Origin of the sequence: Streptomyces sp. NPDC001717, from assembly GCF_042892775.1 — a bacterium.
GTDB lineage: Bacteria > Actinomycetota > Actinomycetes > Streptomycetales > Streptomycetaceae > Streptomyces.
The window spans coordinates 912,971-932,048 of sequence record NZ_JBIAUK010000001.1 but is presented as its reverse complement, the minus strand read 5'-3'; the positions used below and the strand labels follow the sequence as shown (position 1 = coordinate 932,048).

General features: G+C 72.8%; 15 protein-coding genes. 4 read left to right on the top strand and 11 right to left on the bottom strand.

The features are described from left to right. Positions 1-372: 372 nt before the first annotated feature. The 6 genes from fxsT to ACFYZL_RS04435 form a co-directional block, all read right to left on the bottom strand. Positions 373-3,375, bottom strand: coding sequence for an FxSxx-COOH system tetratricopeptide repeat protein (gene fxsT / locus ACFYZL_RS04460; protein WP_384756952.1), 3,003 nt, complete (start codon positions 3,373-3,375; stop codon positions 373-375). Positions 3,376-3,445: 70 nt separating this feature from the next. Continuing rightward, the gene (locus tag ACFYZL_RS04455; protein WP_384756956.1) at positions 3,446-4,765 is read right to left on the bottom strand and encodes an HEXXH motif domain-containing protein; all 1,320 of its coding nucleotides are present in this window, start codon (positions 4,763-4,765) and stop codon (positions 3,446-3,448) included. A gap of 90 nt (positions 4,766-4,855) precedes the next feature. Then, positions 4,856-5,047 carry an FxSxx-COOH cyclophane-containing RiPP peptide gene (gene fxsA / locus ACFYZL_RS04450; protein WP_384591933.1) on the bottom strand — a complete coding sequence of 64 codons (192 nt, stop codon included), beginning with the start codon at positions 5,045-5,047 and terminating at the stop codon, positions 4,856-4,858. 85 nt (positions 5,048-5,132) lie between these two features. Continuing rightward, on the bottom strand, positions 5,133-8,417 hold the full coding sequence (locus tag ACFYZL_RS04445) for an SAV_2336 N-terminal domain-related protein (RefSeq protein WP_388675819.1): 3,285 nt from the start codon (positions 8,415-8,417) through the stop codon (positions 5,133-5,135). A 6-nt stretch (positions 8,418-8,423) separates the two neighbouring features. After that, positions 8,424-9,473, bottom strand: a complete 1,050-nt coding sequence (locus ACFYZL_RS04440) for an AAA family ATPase (RefSeq protein WP_384756962.1) — start codon at positions 9,471-9,473, stop codon at positions 8,424-8,426. A gap of 32 nt (positions 9,474-9,505) precedes the next feature. Next, positions 9,506-11,581 (bottom strand): trypsin-like peptidase domain-containing protein, encoded by a 2,076-nt coding sequence (locus tag ACFYZL_RS04435; RefSeq protein ID WP_388675816.1) that lies wholly within the window; start codon positions 11,579-11,581, stop codon positions 9,506-9,508. A 117-nt stretch (positions 11,582-11,698) separates the two neighbouring features. Here ACFYZL_RS04435 and ACFYZL_RS04430 point away from each other — a divergent pair, with 117 nt between their 5' ends. After that, a complete protein-coding gene (locus ACFYZL_RS04430; RefSeq protein WP_030709801.1) occupies positions 11,699-11,887 on the top strand; it encodes a DUF6104 family protein in 189 nt (62 codons plus the stop codon). Between the two features lie 126 nt (positions 11,888-12,013). On the opposite strand, the gene sodN is transcribed toward ACFYZL_RS04430, so the two are convergent. Beyond that, positions 12,014-12,409, bottom strand: coding sequence for a superoxide dismutase, Ni (gene sodN / locus ACFYZL_RS04425; protein ID WP_030709803.1), 396 nt, complete (start codon positions 12,407-12,409; stop codon positions 12,014-12,016). A gap of 172 nt (positions 12,410-12,581) precedes the next feature. Between sodN and sodX the strand changes: the two genes are divergently transcribed. Beyond that, positions 12,582-13,004: a nickel-type superoxide dismutase maturation protease gene (sodX, locus tag ACFYZL_RS04420; protein WP_384758068.1), complete on the top strand. Its 423-nt coding sequence runs from the start codon at positions 12,582-12,584 to the stop codon at positions 13,002-13,004. On the opposite strand, the gene ACFYZL_RS04415 is transcribed toward sodX, so the two are convergent. Beyond that, positions 12,908-13,537: a CGNR zinc finger domain-containing protein gene (locus tag ACFYZL_RS04415; protein ID WP_384758065.1), complete on the bottom strand. Its 630-nt coding sequence runs from the start codon at positions 13,535-13,537 to the stop codon at positions 12,908-12,910. The two genes, sodX and ACFYZL_RS04415, sit on opposite strands and share 97 nt — an antisense overlap. A gap of 83 nt (positions 13,538-13,620) precedes the next feature. On the opposite strand from ACFYZL_RS04415, the gene ACFYZL_RS04410 reads away from it, so the two are divergent. Continuing rightward, positions 13,621-14,406: a class I SAM-dependent methyltransferase gene (locus tag ACFYZL_RS04410; RefSeq protein WP_384758062.1), complete on the top strand. Its 786-nt coding sequence runs from the start codon at positions 13,621-13,623 to the stop codon at positions 14,404-14,406. Positions 14,407-14,481: 75 nt separating this feature from the next. On the opposite strand, the gene ACFYZL_RS04405 is transcribed toward ACFYZL_RS04410, so the two are convergent. Genes ACFYZL_RS04405 through ACFYZL_RS04395 form a run of 3 tightly spaced genes read right to left on the bottom strand, consistent with a single transcriptional unit; the run spans position 14,482 to position 17,201 of the window. After that, positions 14,482-15,249: an amino acid ABC transporter ATP-binding protein gene (locus ACFYZL_RS04405; RefSeq protein WP_384758059.1), complete on the bottom strand. Its 768-nt coding sequence runs from the start codon at positions 15,247-15,249 to the stop codon at positions 14,482-14,484. Next, positions 15,246-16,196, bottom strand: coding sequence for an amino acid ABC transporter permease (locus ACFYZL_RS04400; protein ID WP_384758056.1), 951 nt, complete (start codon positions 16,194-16,196; stop codon positions 15,246-15,248). Before ACFYZL_RS04400 ends, ACFYZL_RS04405 begins: the two co-directional genes overlap by 4 nt. A 45-nt stretch (positions 16,197-16,241) precedes the next feature. Beyond that, positions 16,242-17,201 (bottom strand): ABC transporter substrate-binding protein, encoded by a 960-nt coding sequence (locus ACFYZL_RS04395; RefSeq protein ID WP_384758053.1) that lies wholly within the window; start codon positions 17,199-17,201, stop codon positions 16,242-16,244. 524 nt (positions 17,202-17,725) lie between these two features. Here ACFYZL_RS04395 and ACFYZL_RS04390 point away from each other — a divergent pair. Next, positions 17,726-18,934, top strand: a complete 1,209-nt coding sequence (locus ACFYZL_RS04390) for an NADP-dependent malic enzyme (protein ID WP_388675809.1) — start codon at positions 17,726-17,728, stop codon at positions 18,932-18,934. The last annotated feature ends 144 nt before the right edge of the window (positions 18,935-19,078 follow it).

Sequence of the window (19,078 nt, the reverse complement as noted above, 5' to 3'; positions counted from 1 at the left end):
TTCCCGTTGGTCCTTGTCTTTCCGTGGCGGGTCGGTCTGTCAAGGGTCGCCGAAGGCGATCGCGCAGCGACGCGACCGCAGGGAGCGCCCTTGACAGACCGGCCCGACGCGGAAGGACAGTGGGACTGACGGGAAATCCCAACCCTCTCTGGCTGCCGACCGGCCGGGGCACCGACAAACCCCACCCCCGCCGCACTCAGCACCCTCGCCGGGCAGCGCCACCCCCGGATCCCCCGCCCGAAGAATGAGAACCCCCTCCCGCGAGGACACCCGCCACACCCCACCCGCACCCGAGGGGGCGGGTGGGCAACCGCCGAACTGCAGGCGCGGGCAGAGGGGGTGAAAGCCCCGAACGCGGGGCGGGCGTACCGCCTACGGCTGGGGCTCGAAGTCCCAGTACGGGCGGACTCGTTGCTTCGCCGAGATGGTGTGGACGTGCTGGGCGCCCAACGTGCGGGTGAGGGCCTTGATGCCCGCGTCCTCGTGCTTGCCCGCCTCCTCGTCCTCGCGGACGGAGCGCAGGTCCGCGGCCAGGGCGATCTGCGCGCTCAGCGTCATCGGGTGGTCGGGGCCGAGGACCTCCTCCGCGCCGCGCAGGGTCTCCCGGCTCAGGGACAGGGCGTCCTCCCGGTGCCCGGTGATGTTGCGGTGCCCGGTGGCGTTCAGCGCGCAGCCCAGCGTCCACGGGTGGCGGTCGCCGAGCGCGCCCCGCATGCCGACCAGCGCTTGTTCGGCGAGGGAGAGGGCCTCCCTCCGTTCGCCCTGGGCGCGCAGGATCAGGCCCAGGTTGCCGACCGTGCCGATGCTGTACGGGTGGGCGAGGCCGAGTTGCGACTGGTAGCCGCGGACCACGTCCTCGGAGATCCGGCGGGCCTCGCCGACGTCCCCGTACTCCCGCAGGTACGTCGCGTAGTCGGAGGCCACCATCAGCGTCCACGGGTAGTCGACGCCGAAGACGCGCGTGGCCCGCTCCCACACGATCCGCAGCCGCTGGCCCGCGCCGGCGATGTCCCCGGAGCGGCGCAGGCACATGCCGAGGTTGTGCTCGGCCCGCAGGGTCTGCGGGTGGTCGAGTCCCAATACCTGGGTGTTGACCTTGAGGCCCTGTTCCTGGCGGGTCTGCGCCTCCCGGTAGCGGCCCATCAGCCGCAGTCCCATCGCGCAGGCGATGCCCGAGGACAGGGTGGAGATGTGGTGGGCCTTCAGGACGCGTTCGCGGCGGCGCAGGGTGTCCAGGTCGAGGTCGTAGGAGTCCTGGTAGCGGCCGAGGAGGCGGTAGGTGGCGGCGAGGTTGTTCTGGGCGGCCAGGGTGGTGGAGTCGTCCTCGCCGAGCAGTTCGCGGTAGGTGTTCAGGCAGTGCTCGAAGATCTCCCTGGCCGGTTCGAACTTGGCGATGCACAGCAGGACCCCGCCGTACGAGCTGCTGGCGCGCAGGGTTTCCAGGTCCCGGTCGCCGCGTTCCTCGGTGAGTTCGACGGAGCGGGCCCGGGTGAGGATCTCGGCACGCCGGAACAGGCCGAGGTTCCGCAGGGCTCCGCCGTAGTGGTAGCTGAGTTCGCGGACCTTGGGGTGGTCCTCGCCCAGCATGGTCCGCCAGACCTGGTCGGTCTCCTCGGACAGCCTCAGGCAGGTGCGGTACTCGCCGGCGAGGATGAGGTAGCGCAGGCAGTGCAGCAGGAAGGTCTGGATGCGCGGGTTGCTGCTGGTGACGACGCCGGAGGGGCCCAGGTGCGGGATGAGTTCGGCGTACCGGGGCCAGAGCCGGGAGTCGGCGGGCCGGCCGGGGTCGGCGGCGGCGAGGACCTGGCGGACGGCGCGGGAGAGCGGCTCGGCCTCCTCCTCCGAGAGGTTCTCGCGGACGATGCCGTGGACCATGCGGTGCAGCTGCACGGTTTCCAGGCCGCCGCCGCCCTCGTCGACGGACAGGTCCGAGTACTCCAGGCGGACGACGGAGAACTGGACGAGCTTGTTGAGCGCGGCGTTCCACCGGATCTGGTCGTTGATCAGCCCGGCGAGCTGTTCGGGCACGTCGTCGGCGGGGAACTCGCGCAGCAGGCGCAGCGGCACCGGGCCGGGGGCGAAGAAGACGAACAGCCTGAGCAGGGCGAGGGCGTCGGGGAAGTCCTCCCGTACGTTGTTCAGGAGTATGGCCAGGGCGGTGGGGAACGGCAGCGGGTAGTCGTCGGAGACGGTGACGGCCTCGCGGGAGTCCAGCCGGCGCTGGAGCAGCGCCAGGTAGTCGCCGACGGTCAGCGGGGAGTCGGCGAGCCAGCCGGCGGTCTGGTCGAGGGCGAGCGGGTAGTCCTCCAGCGCCTCGGCGAGCTGATCGGCCTCGTCGGTGGTGAGGCGGCGGGCCCGGCGGCGGATGAAGGTGACGGACTCGGGCCGGGCGTAGAGGGGGACTTCGACGAGGCTGGTGTGCCGGGTGGCCCATTCGCGGTTGCGGGAGGTGATGATGACGTCGCCCGCGCCGGAGGGCAGCAGGTCGATGAGGTCGTCGGGGTTGTCGCAGCCGTCGAAGACCATCAGCCAGCGGCTGTACGGGGATCCTCTCCGCAGCGCTTCCAGTACGGCCCGGATCTGCTCGCCGTAGCTGCCCGCGCCGCGCGGCAGGCCGAGGGCGGGGGCGAGGTCGGCGAGGCGTTCGCGCAGGGTGGGCCGGTCCTCCGCGGGGACCCACCACACGACGTCGTACTCGGAGGCGAAGCGGTAGGCGTACTCGGTGGCGACCTGGGTCTTGCCGACGCCGGAGAGCCCGAGGAGGGTGACGGTGGACGCGCCGGGCGGGGCTTCGGCGAGGGCTTCGCGCAGGGTGCCGATGACGTCGTTGCGGCCGGTGAACCGGGGGTTGCGGCGCGGGACGCGGCCCCAGATCTCGGGCGGGTCGTTGGGGAAGCGGGGCCCGCGCCGGCCGGTCTCGGTGCCGATCCGGTCGGTGGGCAGCTCCAGACGGCGCAGCACGCGGTATTCGGCCTCGTAGGCGTCCAGGCCCCACAGGTCGGTCTTCTCCAGCACGGCCACGGCGCTGGGCAGCGGCGCGTCGGTGAGGCAGACCGCCGCGAACCGGTCGGGGTGGTCGTCGGTGACCGTGCGCAGGGCGGCGTTCCACTCCTCGTCGGTGTGGGTGCCGGCGGAGAAGTACCGCTCGGACAGGACGAGGAGGACCCGGCTGCCGGAACGGGCGAGGTCGTCGAGGGCCTGGTCGAGGCCGGTGCTGTTCTGCGGGTCCCAGCGCTGGAGGGAGACGCGGTGGCCGTGCTCCTCCAGGCGGTGGGCGATCCACACGGCCCAGGGGCGGTTGAAGCCCGCGAAGCTGATGACGAAGCGCTGCGGGCCGGTGGCCGGGCCCTGGTCCTGCCGAGTACCGGTGGTCATGCGGCCGTCTCCCTGGAATCCGGGCAGTGGCAGTGGACGGGGTTGAAAACCTACCGCAGCGGACGGTCCGTCAACCCCCGACGAACACGGCGAGTTCGGGGTGTTCCTGGCACCAGGCGCGGCGTTCGCGGTCGACGGCCCGGCGGGCGGCGGCGTGCTGGTCGCCGGGGGGCGGGAGTCCGTCCATGGCCCGTTCCGCGGCGGCCATTGCGTCGGTGAACTCCCGTCCGGCGGGGGTCAGTCGTTCGTGCGAGCACAGCACGGGCAGTACGGCGGCCACCTGTGCGCGGATCCGGGCGTGCTGGGCCCAGGCGCCGCGGGCCCCGTAGAGGGCGGCGTGCTGCCAGTACCCGGCGAGGGCGAGGTGGGCGTAGGTGCCGTGGAGGAGGCCCTCCAGTGGGCGCGGGTCGCCCCGCCAGGGGGCCCAGTGGCGGGGCGTGCGGTCGGCGGTGTGCAGGGTCAGGACGTCGGTGAGGGCGGTCAGTTTGCCGTGCTGCACCTCGTGGACGAGGGTAGCGGCCAGCGCGGGCGGGGCCTGGGCGCGGGCCAGGACGGAGCCCGCGGCGGCGGGGAGGGTGGCGCCGCTGGACCGGGAGCCGCCGCCCAGCGGTACGACGGAGCGCAGCAGCTGGACGGTCTCCTGGGCGCGGGTGGTGTCGTAGCGCTGGAGCAGGGTGAGGGCGCCGGTCCACTGGGTGTCCCAGCGCTTGTGGCCCCTGGGGGTGAGCCGGCGGGCGGGCCGGACGGGTGCGGGGCGGGCGGGGCCGGGTGCCCGGTAGGGGTCGAGGTCGTCGAGGGCGGTGCGGCCGCCGGGGAGGGCGTGCAGGGGCAGGATGCCGGGGTCCTCGGGGTCCCAGGAGCGTTCGGTGAGGGTGAGCGGGCCGGGGCGGTCCGGGCGCAGCAGCCCGAGGGTGGGCAGTACGAGGCGGCCGTGCAGGGGCCGCAGGGTGTGGGTGAAGGCGATGCGGGCGCGCAGGGCGGCGGCGACGGCGAGGGCCCCGAGGTGACCGAGGTCGGCCGGGGGGCCGGAGGGGGCGTGCAGGCGGCGCAGGGTCTCCTCGGCCCAGACCCCGGTGGCCGGGTAGTGCAGTACGTCGCGCACCGCGTCGGGGTCGCGGCGCTCGGCCTCCTCCAGGAGGGCCCAGTGGTCGGCGGCGGCCCCGGAGCGGCCGCCGGGGGCGGCGTCGAGGACGGCGCGCAGCAGGAGCAGCCGCTTGGAGCGCCGTACGTCGCGCACGAGCCGGGTGCCGTCGGCGCTGGGCTCGGTGGAGGCGAGGGCCCGCAGCGTGCGGGAGGGCACGTGGAAGGCGGCGGGCACGGCGCTCACGAGCCGCTCCTCGCCCCGGCCCCTCGGGTCCGCGCCGCTGCCGCTCGTGATCGTCCGGCTCATCGCTGCACCTCCCCGCTGCGGACGGTCCATCCCTGCCCCTCGGCAGGTCCCGGCTAACGGCGGAAAGTGGTCAAACCGCGTGGCCGGACGTCACGTCCCCGGGTCGTCGTAGGCATTCAGGATTTCCGCCGGGTGCGTCACGCGCTCGACCATGCCCTCGATCACGTGGGCGAGCACGGAGTCGTCGATCCCGCGCAGCGCGGCGAGGTCCAGCCCGGAGAGGTCCGGCAGCCTTCCGGAGCACTCGCGGCGCGCGACCGCTTCCTGATGCTGAGTCACCATGGGCTGCCCGTCCCCCTGTTGGTTCGGATTCCTGCGCCTTCGATGGTCCACTGCCCTTTCCCCTCCTCCGGCGTGCGGAAACTGCTCAGAGGTCTGCTTCGAGGGCACGCGTGCGGGCGCGCAGGGCTTCGCGCCGCTCCTCGTCTGCGTCCGGGCCGAGTCGCGTCCACAGGTCCAGTGCGGAGCGGTACGCGTCGAGGGCCGCCCTGGGACGGGCGAGGCGTTCCAGGACCCCTCCGCGCAGCTCCTGCACGTGGGCCGCCAGCCTGAGAGCGCTGTCCGCGCGCTCCTCGTGCTCCTCGCGCTCCCCGTGCTCCAACCGGTCGGCCCGGTCGGCCTCCAGGGCCGCCCGCCAGGCGCGCCGGTAGGAGTCCGCCGCCCGGTCGAGGCGGTCCACGGCCCGGGTGTGGGCGTGGATCTCCTGCTGTACGTCGCCGTGGTCCCGCAGGGCCCGGGCCCGGTCGAGGGGGCTCCGGCTCTGCCGGGCGGCGAGTTCCAGCAGGTGCTCCGCCTCCAGCAGGTCCACCGTGTCGCCCTCGTAGGCGTGGCGCAGCCGCAGGCCGGTGGCCAGGCGCCGCAGTCGGTGTGCGGACCCGGGGTCGGACTGCGGGACCGCCGCCCGGCTGTCGCGCAGTACGCGCACGGCCGCGCCGGTGAACCGGCGCCCGTCGGCGGCGCGTGCCCGCTCCAGGAGTACGTCGCCCCATTCGGGCAGGAGTTCCGCGAAGGCCTCCGCGTCGCGGGGGATCAGACGCCGGGCCCGGCCGTAGGCCTCGGCCGCGTCCTCCAGTGCCGCCGGGTCCGCGTCCCGCGCGTACCGCGCGCGGTGCAGTCGGGCCTGGCACACCAGCGCGGACACCCGCAGTTCCTGGTCCCCGCCGGCTTCCTCCAGCGCGGTGGCCAGCTGCCCGGCCGCCTCCCCCAGCCGCCAGGGCAGGTGGCGCAGCGCTCCCGCCAGCTCGACCCGCACGGCCGCGACCCGTGCGGTGTCGGGGCCGGCGAGGAGGGCGGTGAGGGCCGTGGCCAGGCGGGCCGCGGCCTCCTCGGCGAGGGCCGTGCGGTCGGCCGGGTCCGGGGTGTGCGGCAGCAGCGCCAGCAGGACGCGGCCCAGGGCCAGTTGCAGTTCGGGGTGCGGGACGAAGACCGGGCTCGGGCCGGGGGCGGCGCCCGCCAGGGGTTCGAGGGCGGCGCGGGCCTCGCGCAGGGCGGAGGGGTCCTCGCGCAGGGCGCTCAGCCGGATCAGGGTGTCGGCCCGCCGGACGGCGCAGTCCCGGCGCAGCCGCGGGTCCTCCGTGGCGGCGCCGGCCGCGGCGAACTCCCGGTCGGCCGCCTCCAGCAGCTCTCCGTCGGGTACGGCCGCCAGGGCCCGTTCGTACAGCGCCCGGCCCCGTACGGCCCGCGCGTGCGGGCTCCGCGTGCCGTTCAGGGCCCGCTCGGCCTCGGTGAGCAGCTCCGGGTCCCGCTGGGCGGCCCACAGTCGCAGCAGCGCCCCGGCCAGCTCGGTCTCGGCCTCCTCCGGCGGGTCCCCGGGTCCGGGCGGGGCGGCGACCGCGCGTCGCAGCAGGGCCACGGCCTCGTACAGCGTCCGCGGGTCGCCGTCGATGGCGCCGTCGGCGAGCCGGGCGCGGGCGGCCCGTACGGCCCGGGCCCGTACCGGCGGCGGCAGCGGTGCCCGGACCGGCGCGTCCTCTCCCGGTTCCTCTCCGGGGATCCCCGGGAGGTAGCGGCGTACGACCTTCGCGGAGACCTCGGCGAAGGCCTGCGGGAGCCTGCCGGGGCGTTCCCCGGCGGCGGCGTCCGGCGGGGCCTCGGCGGCGGGGGCCGGCGCTCCGGTGAGCTGGGAGACGGCCAGCGCGGGGAAGTTGCGCACGCCCCGGCCGAAGTGCGCCAGTACGTACTCCGAGCAGTGTTTGAGCACCAGCGCGGCCTCGTCCCGCCCCAGCGGGCCCAGCAGTACGTCCTGTACTCCGGGCACGTACTCGTACCACTGGTCGGCGGTCGGTCCGGTGCGCCGCAGCAGGCCGCCGAGCAGCACCTCGGCGAGGTCCGAGGGCTCCGAGTCGGGCAGCATCGTGCGCTGCACGAGCCGCATAACGGGCAGGGTGAGCGGGGCGGCCGAGAGGTACACGGCGAGTTGTACGGCCCGGGGCGCGGCCGAGGAGCGGAACCGGGCCACCAGTTCGCGCGGCGGCCGGGCGGCCCTGGGCGGCGGCGGGGGCGCGCCGGGGTGGTCGGCGAGCACCCGGCCGACCTCGGCCGGTACCGGTCCGCTGCCCAGGCCGGCGACGAGGCGGGCCCAGGCCCCGAGGGCGGTGGCGCTCGGCGGCAGGACGGGCACGGTCAGCCCGCCGGTGAGCCGTCCGGGCAGTGGCGGCCGGTCGGGCCGGAACCGCAGCTTCCCGCCGCCTCCCTCGACCCGGGCGAGGGTGCCGCGCTCGGTCGGCAGCCAGCTGCGTCCCCAGAGCCGCTGCGGCAGCGGCTGGACGACCACGCAGGGGGTGCATTCGGCCCACCGGTGCAGGAGCCGCTGGGCCGATCCCTCGCGCCACATGGGTCCGGCGCAGTCGGAGACCACCATGGTCAGGGCCCGTCCGGTCGGGTCGCGCAGTTGGTCCGCGGAGCGCGCTCCGGCGCCCGCGACGGGGCCTCGGCCGAGGACCACCGTGCCGTCGTCGAGCCGGTGCAGGTAGTGCGCCTGGACGTCGCGGAAGGCGCCGAGCCGTTCGCAGACGGAGCGCAGTTCCTCGAACATGTCCTGCCAGACCGCCATCGAGGGCGAGGCGTCCATCACCAGCCGTACGATCGCTTCGCGCCGGCTCTCCGGCCTGAGCACCGGGATCACCAGTCCGAGGGCGCGTGCGCTGGCCTCGGCGGTGGCCGGTTCGTCGAGCACCCTGCGGGTGGGCGGGGCGGGCGGCCGGTGCCGCTGGAGGGCGCGCAGGGCCCGTTGGATGTCGAGGATCCGGGGCAGCGCGGCGGCGCCCGGGACACGTACGGGCACGGCGGACCGTCCGGGGAACCCGGGCCCTTGCGTTTCCGTTTCCGCGGGCGGGTGGGATCCGGGTGCGTAGAGCCTGACCTGGTCCTCCTCCGGCTCGGCCCGTTCGGGCTCGGTCGGGGGCGGCCTGACCGGTTCTCCCTCCTCCTCGGTCCCGGGCGCGCGCACCCGCCCCGGGGCGGCTTCGGTCCGCTCCCCCGGGCGCCGGATGCGCCCGGCGAGCCACAGCGCGTCGGCGATCTCCTCGGGGGACGGGTCGAGCCCGGCCGCGCCGAGCAGCGCGGCGAGTTCACGGATGGCGGGTGCGGCCGGTTCGGGCACGGCGGAGGCGGGGGCGGTGGGTTCGGGCGCGGTTGGGTCGGGTTCGGGCACGGCCGGTCACCTCGGGCGGTCGAGGCGCTGGATGAGCAGGTCCGCGAGGTCCTCCCGGGTGGGCGGGGCCGCGTAGTGCGTGAGGTAGACGGCGTTGAGCAGTTGGTCCGCGGCGACGAGTTCCGACTGGGAGCGGCTGAGGAACTCCCGGATCAGGTCGGCGCCCGAGCGGGCTGCCTCCTCGCCGAGGTGGGCGCGGACCATGGTGGCAAGCCGCTTCTCGCCGGGCTGGCCGAGTTTGAGCTGGATGCAGCGGCGCAGCAGGGCGGCCGGGAAGTCCCGTTCGCCGTTGCTGGTCAGGATGATGAAGGGGAAGGCCCGGCACCGGACGCGGCCGCCGCGGACGGTCACCTTCGCGCCGTCGTCGGTGAGGACCCGCACCTCGGGTTCGGTGTCGGCGACCCGTTCGAGCTCGGGGAGGGCGAACTCGCCTTCCTCCAGCACGTTGAGCAGGTCGTTCGGCAGGTCGATGTCGCTCTTGTCGAGCTCGTCGATCAGCAGCACCCTGGGCCGCTCGGTGGGCAGCAGGGCCGTCCCCAGCGGTCCCAGCCGGATGTACTTCCCGATCCCGGGCACGCCGCCGGGGCCTGCGGCGCGGGCGCCTCCGCTCGCGGCGATCTGCACGTCCTGGAGGCGCGCGAGGGCGTCGTAGCGGTACAGGCCGTCCTGGAGCACGGTCCGCGAGACCACGGGCCAGCGCAGCACCCGGCCGAGCTTCAGCTCGTGGGCCACCGCGTGGGCGAGCGTGGACTTGCCGGTGCCGGGGAATCCCGTGACGAGCAGGGGCCGCCGCAGGTACAACGCCGCGTTGATGGCCTCCAGTTCCTCGGGCTCGGGCCGGTGCAGTTCGGCGGCCTGCCGGTGGGCCCCGAGCCGCCGGGCGATGGCCCCGTCGGCGGGCCGGGCGGCCGGGGGCGCGCCGTCGGGTGCTTCCGGGTCGTCCGGTTCGCCGGCGGGGGCGCCGTCGAAGTCCCGCCAGGGCGGCGGGTCGGGCAGTGCGTCGATCCCGTCGTGGGGTTCGCCGACACCGCGGTAGATGAGCCACTCGTCGTTCATGGACTGCTCCCTCTTCGAGTCCCGCCGCGCCGTCACAGATCGCCTTGCAGAGGCTCGTCGTCCGGCAGCGGCCGCGCCGGGTCCTCCCACACCAGTCCCGATCCCGCGGCCCAGTAGGCGTCGGGATCCGCCTCGTACATCCGTCTGCGCAGGAGCTGCAGGCGTCCGGGCAGTGCCTCGCCACGGAGGGCGTCGCCCAGTTCCTCCCGCTGCCCGCGGTGGTACGGCGCGCACGGTGCCGCCGGGTCGGCGGGGGGCCGCCGCAGCATCACGACCCCGTAGCCGGCGTCCCGTACGGCGTGCAGCGAGCCGAGGGCCGGTTCCCGCGCCGGGGCCCGGCAGTGGACGGGCACCGTGTTGTCGGGGAGCCCGGCCAGCCACAACGGGGACGGGCTGCGGGGGCGGCCGCGCACGCAGTCGGCCCGTTCGTCCAGGGCCGGTCCCGCCTGGACGCGGGCCCACCGGGCGGCGGCCGCGGGCGTGGGCGGCCGGCTGCCGGCCGCCCACCGGAAGACGACCGGCCGCTGTACCCCCACGGGCAGGCCGCCCGCCAGCTTCCAGTCGTCCACGGCGGCTCCGAACAGTTCCGGGTCGACGGCGACTTCGAGCATGGCGGGCGCCTCGTCCGTGTCCGCCCGGCGGAAGGCCTCGGCGAGCGGGGCCCTCAGCACCTCGGGCAGCTCCCGCATCAGGGCCCGTACGCCCGAGTCCACCGGGGTCAGCCGTCCCGGGTGCGCGGGGCCGGCGAGCACCGAGACCCGCCAGTCGTACAGGTCGGTCTCCCAGGCGTGTGCCCACAGCTCCAGCAGGGCCGAGGCCCCGGCGGGCAGGCCGCTCTGCTGTCGGGCGGCGGGGCCGCGCTGCACCCGCCCGGCCGGGGCGCGCATGCGCTCCGCCCGGTCCAGCAGGCCTCGTTCCCGGCGTTCGCCCAGTTCGCGCCGCTGGGGGCGCCACAGCCGGACGGCGGCGGCCCGGGTCCACTCCCACAGGTCCTCGTCCGCGCCGGAGGGGGACGGCTCGCGGTGGTCGGCCACGCTCACGTCGGTGGCGTAGCGGAGCATCGCCTCGGCCTCGCCGCGCCCGCTCGGCGGGTCGTACAGCATGCCGATCCCGTCGCGCCAGCTCAGTGGGGCGGGCGGATGGGGGTCGGGTTCCTCCCCGCGGGCCGCTTCGACGAGGGCGCGCACGGCCTCGGAGGAGCCCGGCGGGGGCAGTTCGGCGAGCAGCCCGAACAGCGTGGCGCGTTCGCCGGGGGCGAGCCGGCCGCGGCCGCCGTACGGGTCGCCGTCCGGGGCGGCGAGCTCGTCCTGCACGTCGGTCCAGGTCCGGCGGGTGTCGAGGTCGCTGAGGTGTTCGTCGTAGTGGTGGCGATCGTGGGCCTGCATGACGCGGTGGTAGAGCCCTCCCTGCCCGTGCTCGGCCGCCGGCAGGGTCCTCAGTTGGACCACGGACACGGCGAGTCCGCCGCCACCGCTGTGCCGGCGGGCCTTGACCACGCCGACGACCTCGCCGCGGGCGAGGTCGACCACGGGCCCGCCGGACATCCCGGGCTCGATCTCGTCGTCGTCGCCGAGCCGGATGGCGGCGCCGTTGCCCGCGATGCCGAGCAGCCGGGTGGTGCGCCCGGTGATCTCGGGGGTGCCGAGGTCCTCGGTGCATCCGAAGTAGGCGGCCTCGTCGAAGCGGGGCCTGGAGCGGTCGGTCAGCCAGACGCAGGCGTGCGAGACGGGCGAGAGCACCTTCACGAGGGCCAGGTCGGGCAGGTCCCACAGGGCGCCCCTGGCGGGACGCCGTTCCTCCAGCCGTTCGGGCAGCACGCGTTCCACGCGCCCGACGACGGTGCAGGTGGCGCCGCCGGCGCCGGAGGGGAAGGTGATGCCGACCTCGCGCCCGGTGATGCGCATGGTGGCCCCACCCCCTTCGCCGACCACGTGCGCGCACGTCAGGACCCAGCCGGGGGCGATGAAGAAGCCGCTGCCCCAGGTGGCCCCGGGCCCAGGGGTTCCATACCCGTCCGGCGGCTCGTGGACGCGTACGGTCGCGGCCAGAACGAGGGGCTCCAGGAGCTCGTAGGCGCGTCCGGACCCGCCCGTGCGCCCGTCCGTCATCCGCGCCCCCCGCTCGTGAGGCGTCCAGGCTAGACCCGGGGCCGCCGCCGGCGGGAGGTTCCCGGCGACGGGCGGATTATCCTGGCGGGAAACACCCCCCTGGACACGGAGCCCGACTTGTACTTCACCGATCGCGGCATCGAGGAGCTGGAGAAGCGGCGCGGCGAGGAGGAGGTCACCTTCGAGTGGCTGGCCGAGCAGCTGCGGACCTTCGTCGACCTGAACCCGGACTTCGAGGTCCCGGTCGAGCGCCTGGCGACCTGGCTGGCGCGTCTGGACGACGAGGACGACGACGCCGACGAGTGAGCGCGGGCGCCGGCGGAAACGCCCGCGACGACGAGAACGGCCCGACCGCCATGAGGCGGTCGGGCCGTTCTCGCGTGCGCGCCGGGCAGCGGCGCGCACGGTGCACCGGGTGTGCGGGGCGCCGGATCAGGCGGCCTTGGTCTCCCAGAAGATGCGGTCGATCTCGGCGATGAGCTCGAGGGCCTTCGCGCCGGTCGCCGGGTCGTTCGACGCCTTGGCGGCCGAGAGGGCCTTCAGGGTGTCGTTGACCAGGGTGTGCAGCTGCGGGTACTTCTCGAAGTGCGGGGGCTTGAAGTAGTCGCTCCACAGCACCGAGACGTGGTGCTTCGCGAGCTCGGCGCGCTGCTCCTTGATGGTGATGGCGCGCGCGCGGAAGTCGGCGTCGTCGTTGGCCTGGTACTTCTCCTGCACGGCCTTGACGGACTCGGCCTCGATGCGGGCCTGGGCAGGGTCGTACACGCCGCACGGCAGGTCGCAGTGGGCGGAGACCTTCGCCTTGGGGGCGAAGAGGCGGGAAAGCATTGGAGTGTGTCCTCCTCGTGATCGTCTTCTCAAGGGGGAGATTACTCGCTGGAGAAGAGGATTTCGCGGGCGCCCCCATGGGCTTAGGACAAAAGTCCAGGTGCTCGGCCGGACCGGTGAGCGAACGTACGGGACGGTGCGGCAGCATGCGCGTGTGACGAGGAGGACACGGATGGTGGAGAACAGACGCCCGCGGAAGCAGTTCGGGTTGGTCGAGGTGACGGGGGCGTCGATGGTGCCCACGCTGCTGAGCGGCGACCAACTGCTGGTCCGTTACGGGGCCCGGGTGCGGCCGGGTGCGGTGGTCGTGCTGCGCCACCCCTTCCAGCAGGACCTGCTGGTGGTCAAGCGGGCGACGGAGCGGCGGCCGGGCGGCTGCTGGTGGGTGCTGGGCGACAACCCGTACAACGAGACCGGCGACAGCACCGTCTACGGGCCGGTTCCCGACGAGCTGGTGCTGGCGACGGCGGTGTTGCGGCTACGGGCGCGCGAGGAGGGTCAGCGTTCGCTGAGGGCGTGGCTGTCCTGGGCGGTGTCGGCGCTGCGGCCGTTGCGGGCGGACGCCTCGGCCTCCAGTCGCTTGCGGGCCCGGTAGGCGGCGACGTTGGCGCGGGTGGCGCAGCGGTCGGAGCAGTAGCGCCGGGAGCGGTTGGTGGAGGTGTCGAGGTAGGCGTTGCGGCAGGGGGCGGCCTGGCAGAGGCCGAGGCGGTCGGGGCCGTGCGCGGTGAGGTGGAAGGCCAGCCCGAAGGAGGCGATGGCGGCGTAGCCGGCCGACGCGTTCGAGGGGTGGTCGGCGAGGTGGATGTGCCAGTCGGGGCGTCCGGTCTCGTCGAGGGTCTCGTGGCCGGAGACCTGGGGGCTGACGGGGAACTCCATGAGCAGGGAGTTCAGGAGGTCGACGGCGAGGACGTGGTCGCCGCCGTCGGCGGCCTCGAAGACGGCGCGCAGCCGGGCGCGGACGTTGCGGAAGCGGGTCACGTCGGTGTCGGTGACGCGGCGGGCCATCTGCTGGCTGTCGCCGAACAGGGCGCGGACGGCGTCCACCGAGGTGAGCGAGTCCTTGTTGCGGGCCGGCTCCTCGGTGTTGACCAGGCGCACGGCGAAGTCCGAGTAATGGGCCAGTTCCACTTGTAGTCCTTACGGATGCGGATTAGTGTCTCGGGGTAAGAGCTGAGACGTCTTCGAGGGTATTACGTACGGAGGGGTTCGTGATGGCGGATACGGCGACGACGGCAACACCCGACAACACCGCGGGGTACTGGCAGGCCTGGCAGGACAGCTGGGACCGGCAGCAGGAGTGGTACATGCCCGACCGCGAGGAGCGGTTCCGGGTGATGCTGGACATGGTCGAGGCGCTGGTCGGCCCCACCCCCCGGGTACTTGATCTCGCGTGCGGTACGGGAAGTATTACGGACCGCGTCCTCAAGCGGTTCCCGGGAGCCACCAGTACGGGCGTCGATCTCGACCCGGCCCTGTTGACGATCGCCGGGGGGCACTTCGCCGGCGACCCGCGCGTCACCTTCGTCACCGCCGACCTCAAGGACCCCGACTGGCGCGCCGCGCTCCCCCACGAGACGTACGACGCGGTCCTGACGGCCACGGCCCTGCACTGGCTGCACAGCGAGGACCTCGCCGTCCTCTACGGGCAGCTCGCGCCGCTGGTGGCGCCGGGCGGGGTGTTCATGAACGCCGACCACATGCCCGACCCGGCCACCCCCCGCATCGACGCGGCCGAGCACGCCCACCGGCACGCCGCCATGGACGGGGCCAAGGCGGCCGGGGTCGCGGACTGGCGCGAGTGGTGGGCGCTGGCCGCCGCGGACCCGCTGCTGGCCGAGCCGGTCAAGCGGCGTTTCGCGATCTACGGGGAGCACGCCGACGGCGACACCCCGCCGGAGGCCTGGCACGTCCGCACGCTCCTCGACGCCGGGTTCGCCGAGGCCCGTGCGGTCTGGCGCTCCCCCTCGGACGCACTGGTCCTAGGCCTGAAGCAGTAATTTTCCGGCGGCAGCGGAAAGGGGCGATACGGATGTCCGTACCGCCCCTTTCCGTTTCGCCGTTCCCGCGGAGCGCTAGAGCACCTTGGAGAGGAACGCCTTCGTGCGGTCGTGCTGGGGGTTGCCCAGCACGTCGCGCGGATTGCCGGATTCCACGACGACGCCGCCGTCCATGAAGACGAGGTTGTCGCCGACCTCGCGGGCGAAGCCCATCTCGTGCGTGACCACGATCATGGTCATGCCCGATTCGGCGAGGTCCCGCATGACGTCCAGGACGTCACCCACCAGCTCCGGGTCGAGCGCCGAGGTGGGCTCGTCGAAGAGCATCAGCTTCGGCTCCATGGCCAGCGCGCGGGCGATCGCCACGCGCTGCTGCTGACCGCCGGAGAGCTGGGTGGGGTAGTTCCCGGCCCTGTCTCCGAGGCCCACGCGGTCCAGGAGGCGCACGGCGCGCTCGCGCGCCACCGCCTTGGACTCGCCCTTGACCATGACCGGGGCTTCCATGACGTTCTCGAGGGCCGTCATGTGCGGGAAGAGGTTGAAGCGCTGGAAGACCATGCCGATGTCCCGGCGCTGGGCCGCGACCTCGCTGTCCTTCAGCTCGTAGAGCTTGTCGCCCTTCTGCTTGTACCCCACCAGCTGGCCGTCGACCGAGAGCCGGCCGGCGTTGATGCGCTCCAGGTGGTTGATGCACCGCAGGAAGGTCGACTTGCCGGAGCCGGACGGACCGACCAGGCAGAAGACCTCACGGGGGGCGACCTCCAGGTCGATCCCGCGGAGGATGTGGGCGGCGCCGTACGACTTGTGGACGCCCTCGGCCTTGACCATCGGCTGAGCGGTCATCGCGCGACCTCCGTGCGGCGGAACATGTTCAGGTTGGCCTTCAGACGCTGGAACGGCGTCGGCGGCAGGTTCCGGCTGGAACCACGGGCGAAGCGGCGCTCCAGGTAGTACTGGCCGACGCTGAACACACTGGTCAGGGCCAGGTACCAGAAGGAGGCCACGAACAGCATCTCCATGATGGCACCGGCCGTGTTGCCGATGTTCGACGAGGCCCGCAGGAGTTCCGTGTACTGCACCGCCGAGACCAGGGACGAGGTCTTCAGCATGTTGATGAACTCGTTGCCCGTCGGCGGGATGATCACGCGCATCGCCTGCGGGAGCACGACCCGGCGCATGGTCTTCGTCTGCGACATGCCGAGCGCGTGGGCGGCCTCGGTCTGGCCCTCGTCGACCGACTGGATGCCGGCCCGGACGATCTCCGCCATGTAGGCGCCCTCGTTCAGGCCGAGGCCCAGGAGGGCGACCATGAACGGGGTCATGACGTCGACGGTGTAGTTCTTGTAGATCGGACCGAGGTTGATGTACTGGAAGATCAGCGACAGGTTGAACCACACCAGCAGCTGGACGTACACCGGGGTGCCGCGGAAGAACCAGATGTAGAGCCAGGAGACGGCGCCCGTCACCGGGTTCTTGGACAGGCGCATCACCGCGAACAGGATGCCGAGCGCGAGGCCCAGCGCCATGGCCGAGACGCTGATGATCACGGTGTTGCCGAGACCGCTCAGGACCGCCGGGTCGAACAGCTTGTCACGGACCGTCGCCCAGATGACGTTGCCGTTGGCGAACGCGTAGACGATCCAGCCCAGCAGCGCGACGACGATCACGCCGCTGACGTAGCGGCCGTAGTGCCGCACCGGAATCGCCTTGATGGCCTCGTACGGGGTACCCGAGGCGCCGGGTCCGGCCGGCGGGTTGTCGGCCGGACCCTTTTCGATCTTGTCAGTCACAATGACTGCCCTTCAGTGGAGCGTGAAGCGTGGGGCGGGACTGACCTACTGGCCGGCGTTGATCGTCGCGGACTTGACGGCACTGTCCTGCACGTTCCACTTCTCCAGCGCCTTGGCGTAGGAGCCGTCCTTGATCGCGGCGTCGAGGGCCTGCTTCAGGGCGTCGCGGAGCTGGGTGTTCTCCTTGCTCACGCCGATGCCGAAGAGGCCGACGTCGCTCTGCTGGCCGGCGATCTCGAAGTCGTTGCCGCCACCGGAGGTCTTCACCGTGTAGGCGGCGACCGGGTAGTCGTTCAGGTCGGCGACGGCGCCGCCGGCCTTGACGCGGGTCTGCGCCTCGGCGTCGGTGTCGAAGGCCTGGATGGTGAGCTTCTTGTCGCCGCACTTCTCGGCCTGGGCCTTGAAGGTGTCCTCGTAGATCGTGCCGCGCTGGACGGCCACGGTCTTGCCGCAGAGGTCGTCCATGGACTTGATGCCCTCGGGGTTGCCCTTCTTGACGAGGAGCGAGAGGCCGGAGGAGAAGTAGTCGACGAAGTCGATCCCCTTGCCGATCTTCTGGCCCTTGTCGTCCAGGCCCTCCTGGCGCTTCTTGTTGTCCGTGATCGAGGACATGATCGCGTCCTCGCGGCCCGTGTAGATCGAGGTGATCAGGCCGTCGAAGGTGCCCGCGGTGAACTGGAACTTCACACCGAGCTGCTTGCCCAGCGCCTCGGCGATGTCGGGGTCGACACCGACGATCTTGCCGTTCTCGACGAACTCCATCGGGGCGTAGGCGGAGTCCGTGCCGACCTTGATGACACCGGCGTCCTGGATCTTCTTCGGCAGGGCCGAGAAGAGCGGGGCGGAGCTGTCCTTCTGCGTGCCACCGGAGGGGGTCGAGGAGGAGCTGCTCTTCGTCTGGTCGCCACAGCCGGTGAGGACCAGGGCGCCGGCGACCGCGATCGCGCCGACCGCGGCGATCCGGGACCGGGCGGCGGTCGTACGACGGGTGGTGCTTGCGGTCATGGCTTCGTTCCTCCGGCTGATGGAAAAGGATCGAGAAGCGGTCGGACACGCACCATCGGGTGTCGCGACCTTGTGTGATTACGGCATCTTGCCATTCGGACTGAGACATTCAGGGTGCCCGTCAGGTCAAAATCGCATAACGGGCGACGGGGGTGACCCAACAGGACTGCGGAGCAGGGCCGTCGATGCCGCAGATACTGCCGTGACCAGGGGTTTTCTCAAGAGTTTCTTCTGTCCGTCTCGCCTGTCGGACATCAAGCTTTGGACTTTTGGCCAAAAGCGGGACAGAAGACCTACAGTCGAGGCGGAATCGACTCGTCTGGGTGAGCGTTCTTCGGGTAGAACAGATCCTTACACCCCTCATCCGGGGCTCAGGGCGCGCGTGCGGCGCGCCCGCGCGTACGAACCTCCCCTCCGCGGAGACGGGCCAACCGTCGAAGCGGAGTACGTACTCGGTGCCCGCCCACCCCTTAACCAGGAGTGGCCACCCTCAACGATTCAAAGGACTTAAGGGGTCACATCAAGTGGCAGCGGAGATCGTCAACCCTCGCAGCGACAGCAGCGTTACGGACAACAACCCGGACGCGGTGTTCGCGCTGCACCGGGGCGGCAAGATGGCCGTCCAGGCCACCGTCCCGGTCACCAACAAGGACGACCTGTCCCTGGCTTACACGCCGGGCGTGGCGAAGGTGTGCACCGCCATCGCCGAGCAGCCCGAGCTCGTGAACGAGTACACCTGGAAGTCCAACGTGGTCGCCGTCGTCACCGACGGCACGGCCGTGCTCGGACTCGGTGACATCGGTCCCGAGGCCTCCCTCCCCGTGATGGAGGGCAAGGCAATCCTCTTCAAGCAGTTCGGTGGCGTCGACGCGGTTCCGATCGCGCTCGCGACCAAGGACACGGACGAGATCGTCGAGACGGTCATCCGCCTCGCGCCGTCCTTCGGCGGCGTGAACCTGGAGGACATCTCCGCTCCGCGCTGCTTCGAGATCGAGCGCCGCCTGCAGGAGGCCCTCGACATCCCGATCTTCCACGACGACCAGCACGGCACGGCCATCGTGACGCTGGCCGCCATGCGCAACGCCGCGAAGCTCACCGGGCGCACGCTCGGCGACCTGCGCGCCGTGATCTCGGGCGCCGGCGCCGCGGGCATCGCCATCGCGAAGATCCTCGTGGACGCGGGTATCGGCGACGTCTGCGTCACCGACCGCAAGGGCGTCGTCTCGGCGGACCGCACCGACCTGACGGACGTCAAGGCGGAGATCGCGGGCCTGACCAACAAGACCGGCCAGACCGGTTCGCTGGAGCAGGCGCTGGCCGGCGCGGACGTCTTCATCGGCGTCTCCGGCGGCACCGTTCCGGAGGAGGCCGTGGCCTCGATGGCGAAGGACGCCTTCGTCTTCGCCATGGCGAACCCGAACCCGGAGGTCCACCCGGACGTCGCGCACAAGTACGCGGCGGTCGTGGCCACCGGTCGCTCGGACTTCCCGAACCAGATCAACAACGTTCTGGCGTTCCCGGGCATCTTCGCGGGCGCCTTCAAGGTCCGCGCCTCCCGGATCACCGAGAACATGAAGATCGCGGCCGCCGACGCCATCGCCGGTGTCGTCGCCGACGACGAGCTCACCGCCGACTACGTGATCCCGTCGCCGTTCGACACGCGCGTCGCCGAGGCCGTCGCCACGGCCGTGGCCGCCGCGGCCAAGGCCGACGGCGTGGCCCGCCTGACCTGAGCACCGGGCTGAGCAGTACGGGCGGGGCCCGGCCGGAGTGATCCGGCCGGGCCCCGCCCGCTTTCGTACCGGCACGGTGCGACGAAGACCTCACCGTCCCGGTCCCGGAGGGGCTGGAACCCCGCACCTACCCAGCGGTAGCGT